At 50.3% G+C, this 17715-nt stretch carries 15 protein-coding genes; 8 read left to right on the top strand and 7 right to left on the bottom strand.

Annotation, left to right across the window (positions count from 1 at the left end; all coding sequences use genetic code 11):
- Positions 1-3 precede the first annotated feature (3 nt).
- Complete coding sequence (locus tag K7G70_RS00225; protein ID WP_223786577.1) at positions 4-2154, top strand: prolyl oligopeptidase family serine peptidase; 2151 nt, start codon at positions 4-6, stop codon at positions 2152-2154.
- On the opposite strand, the gene K7G70_RS00220 is transcribed toward K7G70_RS00225, so the two are convergent.
- Together K7G70_RS00220 and K7G70_RS00215 are read right to left on the bottom strand one after the other, a co-directional pair.
- On the bottom strand, positions 2140-2583 hold the full coding sequence (locus tag K7G70_RS00220) for a hypothetical protein (protein WP_223786576.1): 444 nt from the start codon (positions 2581-2583) through the stop codon (positions 2140-2142). The genes K7G70_RS00225 and K7G70_RS00220 overlap by 15 nt on opposite strands.
- 13 nt (positions 2584-2596) lie before the next feature.
- A complete protein-coding gene (locus K7G70_RS00215) occupies positions 2597-3031 on the bottom strand; it encodes a hypothetical protein (protein ID WP_223786575.1) in 435 nt (144 codons plus the stop codon).
- A gap of 786 nt (positions 3032-3817) precedes the next feature.
- Between K7G70_RS00215 and K7G70_RS00210 the strand changes: the two genes are divergently transcribed.
- Entirely contained in the window at positions 3818-6415 is a 2598-nt protein-coding gene (locus K7G70_RS00210; protein WP_223786574.1) for a TonB-dependent receptor plug domain-containing protein, read from the top strand.
- A gap of 298 nt (positions 6416-6713) precedes the next feature.
- Here K7G70_RS00210 and K7G70_RS00205 read toward each other — a convergent pair whose 3' ends face one another.
- Positions 6714-7553, bottom strand: a complete 840-nt coding sequence (locus tag K7G70_RS00205) for an AraC family transcriptional regulator (protein ID WP_223786573.1) — start codon at positions 7551-7553, stop codon at positions 6714-6716.
- A 102-nt stretch (positions 7554-7655) separates the two neighbouring features.
- Here K7G70_RS00205 and K7G70_RS00200 point away from each other — a divergent pair, with 102 nt between their 5' ends.
- The 3 genes from K7G70_RS00200 to K7G70_RS00190 all read left to right on the top strand — a co-directional run bounded on the left by K7G70_RS00200 (position 7656) and on the right by K7G70_RS00190 (position 11181).
- On the top strand, positions 7656-8411 hold the full coding sequence (locus tag K7G70_RS00200; RefSeq protein ID WP_223786572.1) for a hypothetical protein: 756 nt from the start codon (positions 7656-7658) through the stop codon (positions 8409-8411).
- Positions 8412-8527: 116 nt separating this feature from the next.
- On the top strand, positions 8528-9676 hold the full coding sequence (locus K7G70_RS00195; RefSeq protein WP_223786571.1) for an alpha/beta hydrolase family protein: 1149 nt from the start codon (positions 8528-8530) through the stop codon (positions 9674-9676).
- 137 nt (positions 9677-9813) lie between these two features.
- Positions 9814-11181, top strand: a complete 1368-nt coding sequence (locus K7G70_RS00190; RefSeq protein WP_223786570.1) for a Calx-beta domain-containing protein — start codon at positions 9814-9816, stop codon at positions 11179-11181.
- Between the two features lies 1 nt (position 11182).
- On the opposite strand, the gene K7G70_RS00185 is transcribed toward K7G70_RS00190, so the two are convergent.
- Both K7G70_RS00185 and K7G70_RS00180 read right to left on the bottom strand, forming a co-directional pair.
- A complete protein-coding gene (locus K7G70_RS00185; RefSeq protein WP_223786569.1) occupies positions 11183-11803 on the bottom strand; it encodes a hypothetical protein in 621 nt (206 codons plus the stop codon).
- A gap of 225 nt (positions 11804-12028) precedes the next feature.
- Positions 12029-13084, bottom strand: a complete 1056-nt coding sequence (locus K7G70_RS00180; RefSeq protein WP_223786568.1) for a helix-turn-helix domain-containing protein — start codon at positions 13082-13084, stop codon at positions 12029-12031.
- 221 nt (positions 13085-13305) lie between these two features.
- On the opposite strand from K7G70_RS00180, the gene K7G70_RS00175 reads away from it, so the two are divergent.
- A complete protein-coding gene (locus tag K7G70_RS00175) occupies positions 13306-14139 on the top strand; it encodes a DUF2306 domain-containing protein (protein WP_223786567.1) in 834 nt (277 codons plus the stop codon).
- 132 nt (positions 14140-14271) lie between these two features.
- On the opposite strand, the gene K7G70_RS00170 is transcribed toward K7G70_RS00175, so the two are convergent.
- Together K7G70_RS00170 and K7G70_RS00165 are read right to left on the bottom strand one after the other, a co-directional pair.
- Positions 14272-15441, bottom strand: coding sequence for a M56 family metallopeptidase (locus tag K7G70_RS00170; RefSeq protein ID WP_223786566.1), 1170 nt, complete (start codon positions 15439-15441; stop codon positions 14272-14274).
- A complete protein-coding gene (locus K7G70_RS00165; RefSeq protein ID WP_223786565.1) occupies positions 15434-15799 on the bottom strand; it encodes a BlaI/MecI/CopY family transcriptional regulator in 366 nt (121 codons plus the stop codon). Before K7G70_RS00165 ends, K7G70_RS00170 begins: the two co-directional genes overlap by 8 nt.
- Positions 15800-15975: 176 nt before the next feature.
- On the opposite strand from K7G70_RS00165, the gene K7G70_RS00160 reads away from it, so the two are divergent.
- Both K7G70_RS00160 and K7G70_RS00155 read left to right on the top strand, forming a co-directional pair.
- Positions 15976-16401: a hypothetical protein gene (locus K7G70_RS00160; RefSeq protein WP_223786564.1), complete on the top strand. Its 426-nt coding sequence runs from the start codon at positions 15976-15978 to the stop codon at positions 16399-16401.
- Between the two features lie 322 nt (positions 16402-16723).
- The gene (locus K7G70_RS00155) at positions 16724-17296 is read left to right on the top strand and encodes a hypothetical protein (RefSeq protein WP_223786563.1); all 573 of its coding nucleotides are present in this window, start codon (positions 16724-16726) and stop codon (positions 17294-17296) included.
- Positions 17297-17715: the final 419 nt, after the last annotated feature.

Raw genomic sequence — 17715 nt, 5'->3', positions numbered from 1 at the left:
CCCATGAAATTTTCTTTAAGTTGCTTTTCAATGCTGGGACTGATGATGTTGATCAGTTGCCACCCACAAAACAAAACCAAATCTACCATTCAACCCAGAATTGAACCTGTTGAACAAGTGGTGCATGGTTATGAACTGGTTGACCCATACCAATGGATGGAAGCGGCTGACAACCAAAATGAATTAAACGATTGGTTATTGTCAGAGGGACGCCTGACTCATGAGGTGTTGATGCAGCACCCATCCAGAGAGCAGCTGTTGTCTCGCGCCACAGCAACGGAAGGCAACTGGAGTGGAGTAACAGGTCTGCGGCTGTATGGGGAACGGTTGTTTTACTTCCGTCGTGATGTGGGTGCCAGCAAGTTAAAACTGAGGATGCGCGATGAAGCTGGTGCTGACCGATTGGTGCTTGACATGGAAGCCTTTTCCGAAGCCTCAGGAAAAGAACAGAATTTAAATGGTTATGCAGCTTCACCTGATGGACATTTCTTGGCTTTTTTGGTGTCAGAATCAGGTGCTGAGATCACCACGTTGAAATTTTTAAACATTGAAACCGGTCAGCTTTTGGACGATGAAATTCCGCGTATTTGGGGTGAGATGATCCCACAGTGGTTGCCTGATAACAGCGGAGTGATTTATTCCCAGATGGACCCCAACTTACTGATTGATGACTCATTGGACCCGGTTCAAAACATGCAGCTATACATCCATCAATTAGGTGATGATCTGTCTGATGACAAACACATATTGGGCAGTCAGATCGACAATGGCATCATCATAGAACGACAGGAGTTTCCAGGAATCCAATACATCAGCAAGTCAGGTCATGTTGTGGCTTTTGCAGGTGGTGCCAGAAGTGAAAGAAGGTTGTTCATCAGCACCCTGGATAAACTGACAACACAGAATCAACCTTGGCAGACCATAGCGGAGTATAGTGACTTGGTCACAAGGGTCAGTATTGACAGAAACAATTTATATCTGATATCTGTTAAAGATAAACCCAATGGTGAGGTCTTGCAGCTACCTCTTGACAACCCAATCCTTTCAAAGGGCCGTGTGATTGTGCCGCATTCTGATCAAGTGGTTCAATCAATTGCAGCTGCTAAGGATGGTTTGTATATTAAGTCCATGCATGGTGGCTATCACCGACTGTATCGATATGATTATCTCAATCAACATTTATCATCTTTGAACTTACCTTTTGATGGTCGGTTGGACATTGCCACTGACTATCAGCAAGATGGCGCTTATTTGCGCTTGATTTCTTGGACCAGGAAATCAGAAGAGTTTCGTTACTTGCCGGACACAAAAGAGATGTTGTCAATTGACTTTGGCATTCCAGCCGACACTGAAATGGTAGATTATGTGGCCCACAGTGTTGAAGTCCCCAGTGATGGAGGTGTGATGGTTCCTATGACGGTGATTCATCATAAGGATATACAAATGGATGGTACCAATCCCACGATTCTGTATGGTTATGGTGGGTATGGGTCAACCATCATGCCGTACTACATGATAAGTAATGTACCTTGGCTGGAAAAGGGTGGAGTTTATGCTTTTGTTAATGTGCGAGGTAGCGGTGCCAAAGGCCGTCAGTGGTATTTGGATGGCAAAGGGAAAAATAAACAGAATGGCATCAATGATTTCAATGCGGCAGCGGAGTATTTGAGCGAAAAGGGTTATGCTGACAATAACAACCTGATCGCCCAAGGCGTCAGTATGGGCGGTATTTTGGTTTCAAATGCAGTGATTCAACGGCCTGAGCTTTATGCCGGTGCCATGATCAATGTGGCGGTTATCAACTCAACGCGATTTCATAAAGGATTCAATGGAGAGAATCAAATTCCTGAATTGGGTGATCCCAAAAACCCCGATGACTTTAAGCACCTGTTGGCAATAGATGCTTATCAAAACTTGAAGTCAGATAAAAACTATCCGTCGATGATGTTTTCTTTGGGGTTGAATGACAACCGTGTGCCTCCATGGCACACCGGTAAGTTTGCGGCTAAGTTAAAAGCCAGTGAAGCACAAACGAACCCCGTTTTTCTGCGGGTTTCCACAAAAGACGGGCATGGTGTTGGTATCAGCTTGGACAGTTACATTGACCTGAAAGTAGATGGCTGGATTTATGCCCTGATGTCATCTGGACGATGATTTGATCGATTGAAATAAAAAACCAATCAACTCATCAGAGCTGATTGGTTTTGATTTCAAGAATGTAAGGCTTGACCAGCTGGCCAATTGCTGTGCCAGCTCCAGATGATCATAATCAACTGTTGCCAGCTCTTTAAACCAGTCACTCCAAAAAGTCAGTAACCATTCACCATTGGCTTCTTTGAATGCGTCGTTTTCATAAATCTGGATGGTGTGATCGAATAAGTCATTGCGGTACAGCACAAATGGAGATTGACAGCAGCAGAAATCAAACCTGAAGCGGTGCACCATCAAAATAACAGTCTGTAGGCTGGCATCTGAAGCACTGCGCAAATCGCTTACCATGCGGCAGCCAGACGACTGCTTTAATGGTGGAATTATTGTTCTGGAACTCGCGCTTCTTTTCGGGTGGCTGTCTTGATAGGTCACACCTCAGGTTGCTTCAATAAGCCATCGCCACCTTTTGGGGTGGGTTGAGGTAGTCGTAGTCATCGGCGCTGAGTTCATTCAGCCAATCAGACCAGTATTTCAACAACCACTCGGCATTGTCATCACTGAGGGCGCCGTCTTCATAGACGTGAATGGTGTGGTCCAGCAGATCATTGCGGTACAGCACGGGATAGATTCTTTGGTTCTTTAAATCGAAACCCAAGACCACGGCTGGATCACACTTCAACTGGCCATCAACCGAGACCACATGGGCGTATTGCATGAACAGGTCAATGTGTGATGGCGATTTGTTGGGATATACTTGTTTGATGAACAGGCGCTTGCCGTCATCATTCATCAACATACCTTGCTTGAACTGGTTTTGGGGGTCAACAAAACCCCAGTTCAACATCTCTACAAACACATCATTTTCCAAATTTTGGCTCACAACACTGCTCCGAATATTTCTTTTTATTTCCCGCTTTCTCAACGTTTGGTTTAATTCCTCAGAGGACCTGAAGAATCAACTTACTTTTATGATAATCAGAGACATTTGACGGGACAATATGGAATTGAAAAACAATGAAAACTGCAGAAAAAAATCGCCCATTTGGCCGTCAAATTTTCAAATTTGGGATGGGATCGAGGTTTTTTTCACCGCGCTGGTTGATCAACTGTCAAATTTTGACACCCAAATTAAAAAAATGCCTTTGTGGTCAATGCAAAGCCACCACCCGTTATGGCTCCGTATTGGATGATCGATGAATGCAGGAAGACCCATGGTTTCATCATCTTGTAAAACAAGCTTAGTACGAAGCCCACTTGAGTTCCCTGCAAAGATGTGTGCGTTCACTGCAAGTGACCACATACCGTCATCGCACTTCCCTGCACATTCTCATTCACCGGCTGCATTGGGCCGGGTCTGACTTTCCTGCGACGGTGGAAAAATTTATAACGGAATGACCTTCTGGATGCAATTAATCAACGAATGGGAGCGGTTGGCTGGCTCAACACAAGTCAATAAGGTCCACACCGCTGGCTCATTGTCTGGTGGACATCCAGGATGTGAACAAAGCGTACAGAACAACACCCGAAGTGGCCACAACACAAACATTCCAATCAGTGGCTTTGGCTCCATGAGTCCTGCGGGCGTTGTCATCTGCCGGATGCAGGTGCCATTGGCGAGCAACGCCAATCGGGACCATTATTTAACAACCCTTTGGAGAACAAACCAATGAATTTGAAACGCAATCCCATTACCAGCGCGGTCCAAAAAGCCTTGTTGACGGGTTTGGTGGCAGCCACGGCCTTCGGTCCTGTGGCCCAGGCCCAAGACAGTGACGACGAGTCGGTCGAAGAGCAGGGCAAGATCACCGTTACCGGTTCGCGCATCAAACGCTCCGACGTGGAGGGCGCACTGCCCATCACCGTCATCACCCGCGAACAAATTGAACTCAGTGGTGAGTCGAATGCCGCTGATTTCATCCGCAACTTGACTTTCAACAGTGCCGGTTCTTTCCGGCCCCAATCGGGCAGCTCAGCCCAAGGTGACTCCACGGTGTCGCTCAGGGCTTTGGGTTCCGGTCGCACCCTGGTGCTGATCGACAACCGCCGCTTGCCGGTTTCCCCATCCACCGGCTCCTCACAAAATTTGAGCACCTTGCCGATGGGCGCGATTGAGCGCATCGAGGTGTTGACCGATGGCGCCTCGGCGATCTATGGTTCTGATGCCATTGGAGGGGTGATCAATGTCATCACCCGCGATGACTACCAGGGCGCCGAAATCATGTTGGGTGGTGCCGAAGTGTCGATCCCTGCCAATGGCGGCGAACGCGAAGAAGGCTCCATCGTGTTTGGGGCGTCATCGGATCGCTCCAGCCTGTTGGCCGGTGTGTCGTGGAACGACCGTGAAATCATCTTTGCCCGGGATTTGCCATGGCGCAACCCCGGTTCTTCGGTGTTCGGTAACAGCTTCACCACCTTGACCGCGGGGGTGGACAACAACGACTGGACCTCGTACATCACGGGTTGTGATTTTCCAGGTACCGGCTTTTTCACCACGCCAAATTCCAATGCCGTCAATCCCCAACAAACCCGTTGTGCCTATGATTTCACCTTGGTTTCTGCCGATGAAGCCTCGACAGAAAACAAGTCGTTTTATGCCAAAGCCAGCCATGAAATCAATGATTCATGGGAATTGTGGGCCAACGCCACCTTTTCTCAGGCCGAATCATTCGGTCGTTATGCACCGGTGCCTGACTCATCATTTTTCTCCACCCCGTTGACGGTCAACAGCCCGAACAACCCGACCAACCCCAACAGCCCCTTGTACGATCCGTCTTTGGGCCTGGACCCACAGCCGGTCAATTGGTGGCACCGTTTTGATGCCCTGGGCAACCGCGACAACACCGTGACCAACCAAGTGTTGGATTTCTTGGTCGGGACCACTGGACAAATTGGCAACGCCGAAGTGGAATTTGGTCTGCGTCACACCGACAACCGCACCTCAGATGTGGGTCGCAACTACCTGCTGCGCTCGGCCGCCGCCAACCTGATTGAGTCGGGTGCTTATAACTTGGCCAATCCCTATGCCAACCCAGCGACGGTGTTGAACACCATGCGCATCACCATTTTCCGTGATTCGAAGTACGACCAAGACGAGCTGTTTGGTTCGGTGGCTTTCGACATGTTTGATATGGACGGTGGGCCGGCTTCCTTGTACATCGGTGCCGAGCATCGCCAAGAAAAATACGCCGACATCTATGACCCCCAATCGTCAGCGGGTCAAGTGGGTGGTTCTTCGGGTAACTCGGCTGCTGGCGACCGTGACGTCACAGCGGTGTTTTTCGAAGCCTTGTTCCCATTCACCGACAACCTGGAAGTCAATGTGGCCGGCCGCTATGATGACTACTCAGATTTTGGTGACAACTTTGCCCCGAAAGTGTCATTGCGCTATCAACCCCTGGACAACCTGACTTTGCGGGCGTCATATGGGCAAGGGTTCAGGGCACCTACACTGGACATCCTGACCCAACAAACCACTTTCTCAGCCACCACGGTGCGCGATCCCCAGTCATGCTTGGCCCAAGGTCAGGCATCAACCTGTTCATTGCAAATCAATGATTTCATTCAGGCCAATGCGGCATTGCAACCGGAAGACTCCGACCAGTGGTCGGTGGGTCTGGCCTATGAGCCTGTTGATTGGTTCAACTTCACCCTTGACTACTACAACATCGAAATCACCAACCGCATTCGGCAGTTCACCGCGCAAGCCATCATCAACAATGAACTGAATGGTTTGCCGAACCCCCCAGGGCTGTCCTGTCTGCGGGCCCCGTCAGGTTCGATCATTTCTTGCCGCACCGGTTTCGGTAACGACGGCGAAGTGGAGACTTCGGGTTTGGATTTGAATGCCCGCTTCAACTATGAAGTGCTGGGCGGCAACATGACCACCCAGTTTCAGTTGTCGCACATTTTGGATCTGTCGGTTGATGGTGGTCCTGAGTTGATCAAAACCCCCGGATTTCCGCAGCAACGGGCGATCTTGTCGAATCAATATGCGTATGGTGATTGGTCGCTGGCATACAACATCAATTACATCAGTGACCAAAACGCCTCCACCGCCAATTTGTCGGCACCGTCCTGGACCACACACGATGTGCAGTTGAATTACCACGCGCCTTGGGACGGTCGTTTCACCGTCGGTGTGCGCAATGCCGGCGAGAAATTCCCACCAGTGAACCGCGGCAATGTGGGTGATCGCGATTATGACTTCAACCTGTATGACGGTTATGGTCGGGTCACTTATTTCCGTTACACCCAAACCTTCTGATGACAAAACCTCAGAAGCATTTGGTTGTTATCAACGAGGGCATGCCGTGTCGGTATGCCCTCCAACCGAGTTTGTGTCACCACCTGAATCATTTAATAAGTTCTTCTATTAATTGTTTATTCGCGTATCAAAAATTGCATCTATATGGTGAATAAAAAGGGTGGTGGCACAACCCCAAACCGCACCGTTGAGGCCTGGGTTTCAGCGGTGTTTTTGGGGTATCACTCCAGACATCAACGCTGATGATGGAGGTTGATTTTCAGGTATTGAGGCTGTTCAGAGAAATTGTTGTTTTGAGCTACACATGCAGCTTGGTTATCAGTGATTGCATCAGTGGTTCGTAGATTTCCGGTGGTGAGGCAAAAAAGGCTTGGGGGGTTTCGCCGGTGAAAGTTTTGAATTCTTTGATGAAGTGTGATTGGTCGTAATAGTCGGCTTGTAAAGCCGCATCCAAGACATTGTTCTGGCTTTTATGGCTGCACAGAAAATAATGCAATCGCTTGGCACGCAGGTAAAATTTGGGGGTCAGTCCGATCAGTTTTTTGAATTGGCGCTCCAAAGTGCGGCGGGTGATGCGCAGGGCATCACTCAGTTTTTGTACGTCGATCTTGCCTTGGTGTTGATCGATCAGATTCAAAGCCGCTTGGATGTTGGGATGGGTCAAGGCCGGCGGACCGACCACTTCAGGTAACACGCGTTGACAGATCTGAACCAGCGCTTTGGGGTCTTTCACATCGGCTGATCTGAGCTGGGCTGACAACACCGACAAGTGAGTCTGTTGCAGAGCAATGGTTTGGTTGGTCAGTGGTGCCATAGGGTGCTGGGTGCAGCGGTGGGCATGGCCAGGATTCAAGCGGATGGCGAACAGACGGGTTTGTTGCGGCCAAATGATTTTGAACAAACAGTTTCTTTGCCCCACCAAGACATCCTCAGCAACCCATTGACCCGCGGCATCACCTGGCCCAATGGCTTGACGAAAATATGGCTCGCCCAAATTAAAAATCACATCGACAACGCCTTCAGGCACCAGTATGTCGGGTTGCGCTTGTTTGAATTGGGGCTCGAAATACCAGCAGGCCTCAACCATCTGCTGGAGGGCTTTGGTGGGTCTGAATTCCTGATAGGTGGGCTTAGCCATGGATTATTGGGTGTCGCTTTTTTACTATAAGCATCTGATGGGTCATTGCTAGCATAGCAGCTTTATAGTTCAATTCACAACACCCAAATGAGGATCCATCACATGACAAAAAAATCAATCCGCCGAACCATAATCGTTGGTTTCTTGACCATACTGGCATCCCATGTACAAGCCGATGAAACCAATCTTTCGGCGGCCCACATGCAATCCTACCAGGCCAAATACACATACCATCTGCTGGATGACAATCAACAACAGACCCCAGCAGGAATCTGGATTGATCGGTTGACCATTAAGCAAGACCAGGTCATTCGCACCGTGACCAGAAAACCACTGGGTGCGGAAGTTGATTTGATCCGTACGGTGGCGGCCAATCGACACACATTGGCCCCGGTTTTTTCACAACAACGGTTTGGTCCAGACTTGCAAGGTTTGCTTTACACCGAATTCAAATCAAAGCAGCTGCAACAGTTTTACTTGTCGGATGTGGATGTCTCAGCGAAACAAAGTTCAACACAGTTGGCCTCGGTTCCCGTTGAGGTTCATTTGCAAGGCCTGTTGGCTGCTTCTTTGCCATTCACTGAAGCCACCAACATCACCCTCGATGGCTATGTCATGGGGACCAATCCACTTAACACTCAAGTCACTTTTGAAAACCATGGTCAAGAAGTCATTCGCATTGGCGATCAACAATTTACCACTTGGAAAATCGTTGAGCCCAAAAGTCATTGGACTTACTGGGTACAACGCGATTTTCCCTATTTGGTGCAAGTCACCCATCCGATGGCCGATGGTTCGATGTCAATCAGCTTGATCAGTGATTATTCTTTATCGTTCCAAACAATACAACAACCATAGATCATCGATTACCCTGCTGCTTTGTTCAGAGTTTAGCCAGTAAATAGACATTCTGGCACTGATTATTTCAGGCTTGATTTGTCATAATGATTCGGACTGAAAACAAGTGGACATTGATGGTGCAAAAAAAAATGCAATTGAGTGGTTTCTTGATGGGCTTTTGGTGGCTGCTGTTGGCTGCTTTTTCCAACCAAACCCTGGCGGCTGATGACTTCACCACGGGACCGTTTTGGTTGACCACCCCCAAGCAGGAAAAACTCAGTGGCATCATCAGTCGACCGAGCCACGCAGAGGCGACATCCATAGTCATCATCGTCCACGGCTATGGCCGCACCAATGTGGTGCAAGGCGATCACTACCGGACTTTGCGGTCGGCCATGACCGCGCAAGGCATTGCGGTGGTGGTGTGGGACAAACCCGGATGTGGTGACAGCGAAGGTGAGTTTGACATCAATCAGCCGATTGCCAGCAGTGCCGATGAGGTTTTGGCCGCGGTCAAAAAACTGCATCAAAATGAAGAACCAGGATCCGATCAAATTGGTTTGTGGGGTGTCAGCCGCGCCGGTTGGATTGCCCCATTGGCCATCAGCCAAGAACCCAGCATTCGATTTTGGATTTCAGTCAGTGGTACCGAGGTCCATGAAAACTGGGGCTACCTGCTGCGCTCGACGTTGACCATTGCTGGTTATGACGAGGCGAAAGTCAACAGTGTGTATCAAGGTTGGGTTGATAAAAACAAAGTCTATTGGACCGGTGGTGACTATGCCACTTATTTAGCTACCAGCAAACCCTTTTGGCAGGATGCCTTGGTTCAACAGTTAACCGGCCAAACGTATAACGAACCAGAACCAGGTAGCCTGGCATATGCAGCGGGCCGCAAACAATACCTAGAAAACCAAAGCCAGTGGATGGCATCAGGCAGTTCATTCAATCCAAAAAATGGTTTAGAAATCGTGATCAAGGATTTTGAACCCATGTTGCAAGCAGTGTCCATTCCGGTGCTGGCGATTTTTGGTGAAAATGACCGACAAGTGGATTGGCGCATCACCAAACAACTGTATGAGCAAACCATCGGCAAGAATGTGGGTGAGGACCTGGTGATCAAGGTGTTTGAAGGCGCAGATCACAACCTGCGGCTCAGCCCCACCGGCGACTTTTTGGAGACGCAACAAGAAGACTATTGGCAGTACCCACTGGTTGATGGCTACTATGAGTTGATGACTCAGTGGTTGTGTGCCAAAGGGTTTTGTGCAGCAAAACCTTAACCCCTCAGCATCGATGCCACCTTAAAATTAACTGATCTTGTAACTTCAGGCTGGGCTTTGCCCATTGGCAATCAATTCAGATCATGGCTGTCCATTCGGTGCTACAATGACTGGAGTCTGTACTGAGGGTGATGGAGATGAAGGCTGGATTATTGTGGTGTAATTTGCTGTTGATGTGGGTGGCTGATCAGGCCTGGTCGCAGTGTGGTGAGTTGGACACGCAGTGGGAAAACATCGGCCCCACCCCGATCAATTATGGTTTTGGTGGCGGTTGGATCAGTGGCGTGCCCGATCCGGTGAATTCTGTTTTGCCGACCGACCCCAAAGGTGTCTATGAACGTTATTTCTCACCCAATCCTGGGGTCACCGGCGTTGATGCCGTGCGGGTTGGCTTGGGCGGCTTGACCGACGCCAACGATGACATGACTTTTCAAGTGATGGTTTACGATGATGATGGCTTTGGAGCCCCAGGTGCTTTTCTTGGTGGCACTTCAAGCATCTCTCCGACTGTTTTAGGCGTGCCACAAAATGACCCCACCACCAATGAATTTGCAGAATTCTGGATTGATTTACCCACCAATCCAATACCCACCACCGGTGCCTTTCATGTGGGGGTGGAAATCTTTCCGGGTGGGGCTGATGATGTGTTGGTGGTCACCACCTCTTGTTTGGGGCCGCCTGGCTGCCCGGTGGCCGAAGGTGAAGCGGATGAGTCCAATCACATTTTTACCACAGGCTTTGGTTATGAAAATTTACTGACTGTTTATGGTGCCGATTTTGATATCAACATCGTCCCCCGCTTGATCGAACCGGCCAACATCGGTGGTTTGGTCTGGCTGGACCGCAATGGCAACGGAGTCAATGACCCAGCGCCGCCGGCCAATGAAACGCCGATCGATGACCTGGTGGTTTATCTCGATGAAAACGGCAACAACATCAAAGACCCCGGCGAGCCCGAATCAACCACCGCCCAAGGGCTGTATGCGTTTAATTGTTTGGCCGGCGGCAATTACGCGGTGGCCTTGGATGCGCCCACCATCCCCAGCGGTGTGTTATTGACAACAGGCATGAATCCCACCTTGGTCAGCCTCGCCAGCAACCAAACCATCGATGACCTGAATTTTGGTTTTTCACCCATTTTGGATTTGTCGATTGATGATGTGACCTTGCTTGAGGGTGATGCCGGGACCACGGCATTTGACTTCACTGTGAACTTGAGTTTTCCGGGTCTCGATCCAATTGACGTGAGTTATGCCACCGCCGATGGCAGTGCGTTGGCCGGCACAGATTACTTCGCGGTGTCTGATGCCTTGACTTTCGCCCCAGGCGAGCAGCAAAAAACCATCACCGTCGATGTCTTGGGTGATCAATTGTATGAAGGCGACGAAACATTTCAGGTCCAGTTAAGCAACCCAGTCAATGCCAACATCGCCGATGGCTCAGCCACCGGCACCATCCTCGATGACGACGACGTGATTTTTGCCAATGGCTTTGGTGGTGATTGAATCAGTCCGCTTTCAGCAGTTCACCGCCCAGCCAACAGAAACCCACGCCCATCGCCAGGCTGCCGATGGCACCACCCCACATGGGTGACAGCAAGCCAGAAAGCAGGGGTACCAGCAACATACCGCTGATGACCCAAAGCGGCCCAGTTTTTTGCAGGTATCCAGAGAACAACAAAGCCAGCATGTAGACCAGCCACCCCACCCCAAAACCCAAGATGGCCAGCAGCCCACTGGCCAAGAATCGACCAAAATGATCACTGGCATCATACTGATTCATCGCTTGGGGGATGATGCCGGCCAAATCAGGCAACACAAACAAATGATGGAATTCATTGGCAAACATACAAGCGGTGCCAAAAAACACCCAGAAAAAAGCGGCGGTGCGCCAGCGCCGGGCGCGCACTATCCCATCGTGCTGCAAAAACAACCCCACCGAACCGAACAACAAACAAGCCACCGACAAGGTGGCAAAAGCCATGCGGTACATGAAGGCCGCAGATGTGAGGGTGTCGGCATAGGCGGCTTGGAAGTCCACAAAGGGGGTAAAAACCACACTGGAGATGACTAAAAACAGGCCGGCCAAGATCAAGGCCAAGCCACTGTGACGGATCAATTGTTGCATGATATTCGGTTTACTTGAATGAACGTTTAATTGAGGCAAAGCCCCAATCACCGGTCGATCATGGGTTGTTGTGTTCCCGGGTTTGTGCTCAGAACCCAGGCCAGCCAGTATTTAGGCCAACCGCCCATGATCGTTGCTTCATTAAAGCAGAGCCCAATTTGAGCGGCTATCAAAAAATTGCTGGATTGGCCCCGATATCAGCGGCACGGGTGATTGGCCTGGGGTTCAGCTTGTGGATTGGGTCAACAGCTGTTGCCTGAATTCACGTGGCGTCATGTCGGTGTGTTGCTTGAAAGCCCGGTTGAATGGGCCCAGCGAATTGAAGCCACAGTCATAGGCGATGGTGGCCACCTGGCGGTGGTTGTGAGTTGGATCTTTGAACAGCCCGATGGCCCGTTCAATGCGGTGGTGATTGACCAACTGATTGAAGTTGCGGTAGGCCAATTGATTGGTGATACAACGGGTCACTTTGTATTCTTGTGTGGCCAAGTGGTCGGCCAAGTCAGATACTTTTAAATTGGGTTGGGTTAGCAATGCATCGTTTTGCATCGCTTGCAGCACCTGTTCCGCCAATCTTTGGTCGACGTGTTCTTGATTCAGTTCGTTTTTGGCTGTGGTCTGTAGTGTCCTTAAACGGTATGCAACCGCCAAGCGGCTGCCAGCCAAGCCAAACAAAGCACAAGCAGTCAGCAGGGCATCATTCCATGTGCCGGCAAAGGTGTTGGCGTCGGCGCCCATCACCCACAATACAGCCACCGCCACGGGCAGGCTGAATCCGCTCAGAAAAAGCAGGCGGAAGCGACGCTCTGCTCTGGCGCGTATGCTGTGAAAGCCAGCCAGGGCCTCATGCCACACCAAAACAATGGCGGCAATGCAAATGAAAGCGGCCACATTTTCGAACACCCGATGGAATTCAATGCTGCCAGTGCTCAAGCCGGTTTGCGGCATCAGCGCTTCGGTGGCTTCAAGCACCATGATCAATGGGGCCAAGAGCCAGATTTTTGATTTCAATGCGTGCTTGCTGCGGAACAGGAAGCGACTCAACAGCCAAAACCAGGCACAGCCGCCTGAACCCAAAACCACCATCAAGGCGTAGCGCAAACCGGTTTGATCGCTGGCATAGCGGGCCATTGTGGCACAACAAATGCACGCAGCCAAACCCCACCAAATCAAGTTCAAGGGTTCAAATTGCTTGCAGCGTTCCAGCACCCGGGTCCATGAAAATAGGAAGGGGGTGTTGGACTCATGATCGGCAACAAACTGTCTGTGCACTGGGTTCATCGGCTGGCTTTGCAATGGGTTGACCAATACTGGTCGATTTCCAAATCGGCATGATTTGTTCGACCAGAATCCGATAATGGACTGAGTTGTCGAGCAAATTCAAACGGCTGAAAAACATGATACCACAGTTGGCTCTGGCTGCCAGTATCGATGGTCATGGCTTGTGGTTCTGCTGCCGTTGACTTGATTGGCGTTCTTTCATCATTGTTGAGGAATTAAAAATGACCACAAACTCATTACCAACGCCCTGGTGGCAATCGGCTGCATGGGCGCAAAAGGCTTTGCAAAGATCGGCCCAATTCTGGTTTGCCACCGTCTTGCTGGGCCAAGCCATGTTTTCATATTACATCGTCATGTTGTATTACGTGGCCACCTTCAACCAAGACCTGGAGCGATTCAATACCGTGATGCCCGGCGGTCACATCGAAGGGGATGTGGGGGGCAACATCGCGGTGGTGGTGCATGTGATGTTGGCAGCCTCCATCACCGTCGGCGGCTTGTTGCAGCTGCTACCCCAAATCCGCCATCGGTGGCCAGCCATCCACCGTTGGAATGGCCGTTTGTATGTCACCACCGCCCTGCTCATGAGCCTCAGCGGCATGTACATGATCCTCACCCGATCAGAAAAAGTGGTGGGTGGCCTCACCGGGCACATCGCCATCACCATCAATGCCTGCATCATTTTGGTGTGCGCGATCATGGCCTTGCGCTTGGCGCGCCAGCAACGTTTTGCCCAACATCGTGTCTGGGCTTTGCGCTTGTTTCTGGCCGTCAGCGGGGTGTGGTTGTTTCGGGTGGGCTTGATGGCCTGGCTGACCTGGCACGGTCAACCGGTGGGTTTTGATCCGGTCAGCTTCACCGGACCATTTTTGACCGCGCTGTACGGCCTGGTTTACCTCTTGCCTTTGTTGCTGTTGGAGGTGTATCTGCGCGCCCAACGCAGTCCTTCAGTGGCCAAGCGATGGCTCACCGCCGGCCTGGTCATCGTCATCAGTTTGATCCTCGCATTCGGTGTGTTCGGCGCCACCTTGGGCATGTGGTTGCCCAGGATTTGATGGGCCTGGTTGCTGGTGATGGCACTGGTAAGAATTGAGCCGGGAAGGTATCATTGAACCTGAGGCCTTGAAGTGGGGTTTCCGTGACCAAACAGCAACCCCACCTGTTCTGATATGACAGTGTGTTTGTCTTTAGATTTTGGCAAACACCCATTCAAGGCCTTGCCGCTCAAAGCGAATGCCGTGGTCTTGTAACAGGCGCTTGAGAAAATCAAAGGCATGCACTTCCTCGGCCTTGGCATCCACCACCACGCCTTCCAACACATCCAGATTGACCAGAGTTTCTTCACCAGGGACCGACAAAGCAATCAATTGGACGATGTCTTTGGCTGGGGTGGCGTTGAATTCATAGCTGACCAAGGGGCCGCGATCGGCGGGGTTGGCCTCGGCAAAAACCCATTGCGTGCTGCCCAAAAAGAACAGCGCCGATAGGGCCAATAACAGGCCGCCTTTGAGCGGGTGATTCAGTTCAACATCATGATATTTCAGCATTTCATACCTCACATATTTGTGGTTTAAAAAAGTCAAAGAATGCGGCAGCAGCTGGGCCACAGCCACATTCCTCAGGGCGCTTGCATAGTGGTTTTTTTCCGTCTGATTGAGTGACTGAACCACCGAACCATCACAAGCGATTTCCTGGTCCTGAATGAATTCATTCCAGAAAATGTGGACCAACGGATTGCACCAATAAACCACCCGAAACCCTTCGGCCAACAACTGCACGTACAGGTCTTTGCGGCGCAGGTGCATGACTTCATGGGTCAGAATCATGCGCTGTTCTTCGGCGGAGTAACGGTCCGTAAAATCATGTGGTAAATAAATCGCCGCCCGCCACAAGCCAGTGACAAACGGGGTGGTGATGCGATTGGATGCATACACCGCAGGGCGTCGGGATAAACCATCAAAGGTGGCCAACAGGGCCGTGTTCAATTTGACGTCTTGTCGGTGTTGTTTGAGTTGGTTGTTAAAGGCCCGCCAACGGCCAATCTGGTACGCCAACATCAGTCCAGACCCCAGCAGCCAGCAGCCGGTCAACCATTGAATGTGGGCGCTTTGCACAAACACCGGTGAAGCGTAGGTGGGGATGGTCGGGTGTCCAAGCCAACCTTGGATCAATTGGCTGTGGGTGACCACCTGCGATGAATCGCGGAACAGGTAGGCCAACACCGACAAGGGCACCAAGGCCCAAAACCAATAGGCCGATTGCGCGCCCCAACGCCGGCGAATGAATTGGCGGCAAAACACCACCAACAACAAAGCGATTGAGGACAGCATGGCCGACTTGATCAACCAATCAATCATCTTTCAATTCCTTGATGATCTGATTAATCTGTTCAATGTCTGCTGCCGTCAAGTTCTTGTGCTTGGCAAAATAAGCCATCAATGGCCCCACATTGCCAGCAAAGAATTTGTGAATGAATGATTTCGATTCATCGGCCAGCACGGCCGATTTTTTGGTCACCGCTTGGTAAAAATATTGCTTGCCGTCTTTGGCCCGGCTGATGTGGCCTTTCTTGGTCAAGCGGGCCACCATGGTTTTGATGGTGCTTTCATGCCATTGCTGTGCCTCTGGCACCCGCGCAATGATTTGCCCGATGGTCAAGGGTGGGTGGTCCCACAAAATGTCCAGAATCACGAATTCAGCTTCAGAAATGTTCATAACAACTCCAAGGTTTGGCATAGTTTACATATGTAGTCTATTAGATGTCAAGAATAATCCAGAAAGCCACAGAATGATACTCACAGGGGTGACACCACCGACCTAACGGCGGAACAATGAGCCCGGGTCGTGGTCTTACATTGTCATTCAGTCAATCACCAAACAGGAGTCAAAGGATGTCCAAATCAATCGCCATGATGGCCCTCTTAAGTTTTTTATATTCCACCCAAAGCAAGGCTTGCTCCTGCGCCCACGCGACGGTCAGTGAACGCTTCGACGACGCTGATTATGTTTTTTCAGCCGAAATCATTGCCGCTGAAATGGTGGCAGACCCGAATGCTGAATACGATAATTCATACGACACATTCAAAATTGTGATGGGTCCCAGAGGTGAATACAGAAATGATTCAACATCATTGGAATTTCTTTACACCGACATCAGCGAAGCGTCTTGTGGCGTGCGGGTGACCATCGGCGCCCGTCACACATTCATGGTCAAAGACAACGGCAGGGTGTACCTCTGTGGCAGCCTGGTTGAACGCAATGAACAGCAAGCATTCCAGCAATTGTTGCTCGACCGAAAACTGATCGAACCACAGTGATGTTTATCTTTGATCCAAGAACTGAGGTGACTGACACCCCGTCATGCCTGCGCCGGCAGTCATCCCTTGATTCTCTGAACATCCATCCCATCCATGCTTAAGGCCATGTTTTGGGGTGGGCTCTGCCCACCATCATGAGCGCTCGCTTCAAAACAAGCAAATAAACAAAAATGAACAATATTAATGTGTATAATATAAATATACATATTTTTACACAATATGTATGGGTGTGTTGATGGGCTGACAACAGTTTCAGATCCCATCAATCCAGAGCTTGATCTGACAGCATCTGTCAGCTTGAAAAAAGAGAGAGAAAAGTATCATGAAAAATATCCATAAAAAAAGCATCGCACTGTTGTTGATGGCCCCATGTTTAGCGGTCATGGCCGGGCAGTACAGCGAATTCTGTTCTTGGGAAGATTCATCCAGTTGGGGACAAAACCTGGCTTGCCAGTCGCCCAACATCGCCTTTGGCATTTGTGGCAGCGGCAAGAACCAAGACTGTACGGGCGCCACAGGCAAGGTGTCAACCCAGCTGTATTGTTGCAGCGAACCCACAGTGGGAAACCCATCGTCAGAAAAGTTGTATGCCACCAACAACTGGGGCCAACGCTTGGCTTGTCCATCGGGACAAGTGGTGGTGGACTACTGCGGATCTGGTAAAAACAAAGACTGCGCCAACGACAACACCAACTCCATCACCTGTGCCACGGTCGATTCCATCAGCCTGCAAACCAACACGGCCACCTGGTACAGCACCAATGACTGGGGCAAACAATTGGCCTGTCCCAACGCCATGGTGCTCACTGGTCTGTGCGGCAGTGGCCAGAACAAAGACTGCCCCAACAGCATGACCAATGAAATCCAATGCACCACCTACACCATCAACAACTGACCTGAAAGCAAGGCCATCTGCCGATGGCAAAAAAACCAAAACCCATCTTGAGTCGATCAAGATGGGTTTTTTGTGGCAGGATGGATTTTATGGGATGGGGCCAACTCCTTATGACTGAATACAATGAACCAAATGATCGACTTACTGGCAGCGGCCGGCACCCAGTGATTTTTGAAAGGTGTAAAGCTCAGCAGGGTGGGTCATACCCCCAATACATGCCCAAAAAAAACACGTCATTCCTGCGAAGGCAGGAATCCGGGTATGAGGAGCCAATTGAAAAGATAGACGCAATGATGGGCAGAGCCCATCCTACACAGTAAGCAACAATGAACCAGCACAACACAATCACTGGAATATCATTCATCGGCCTGTTGCCGAAGGTTGTTTAATTTGCCCAATTATTTTCAGTAAGTAGGATG

Source organism: Marinicella meishanensis (genome assembly GCF_019931145.1).
GTDB classification, from domain to species: domain Bacteria; phylum Pseudomonadota; class Gammaproteobacteria; order Xanthomonadales; family Marinicellaceae; genus Marinicella; species Marinicella meishanensis.
This window is presented reverse-complemented; position numbering and strand designations above follow the sequence as displayed.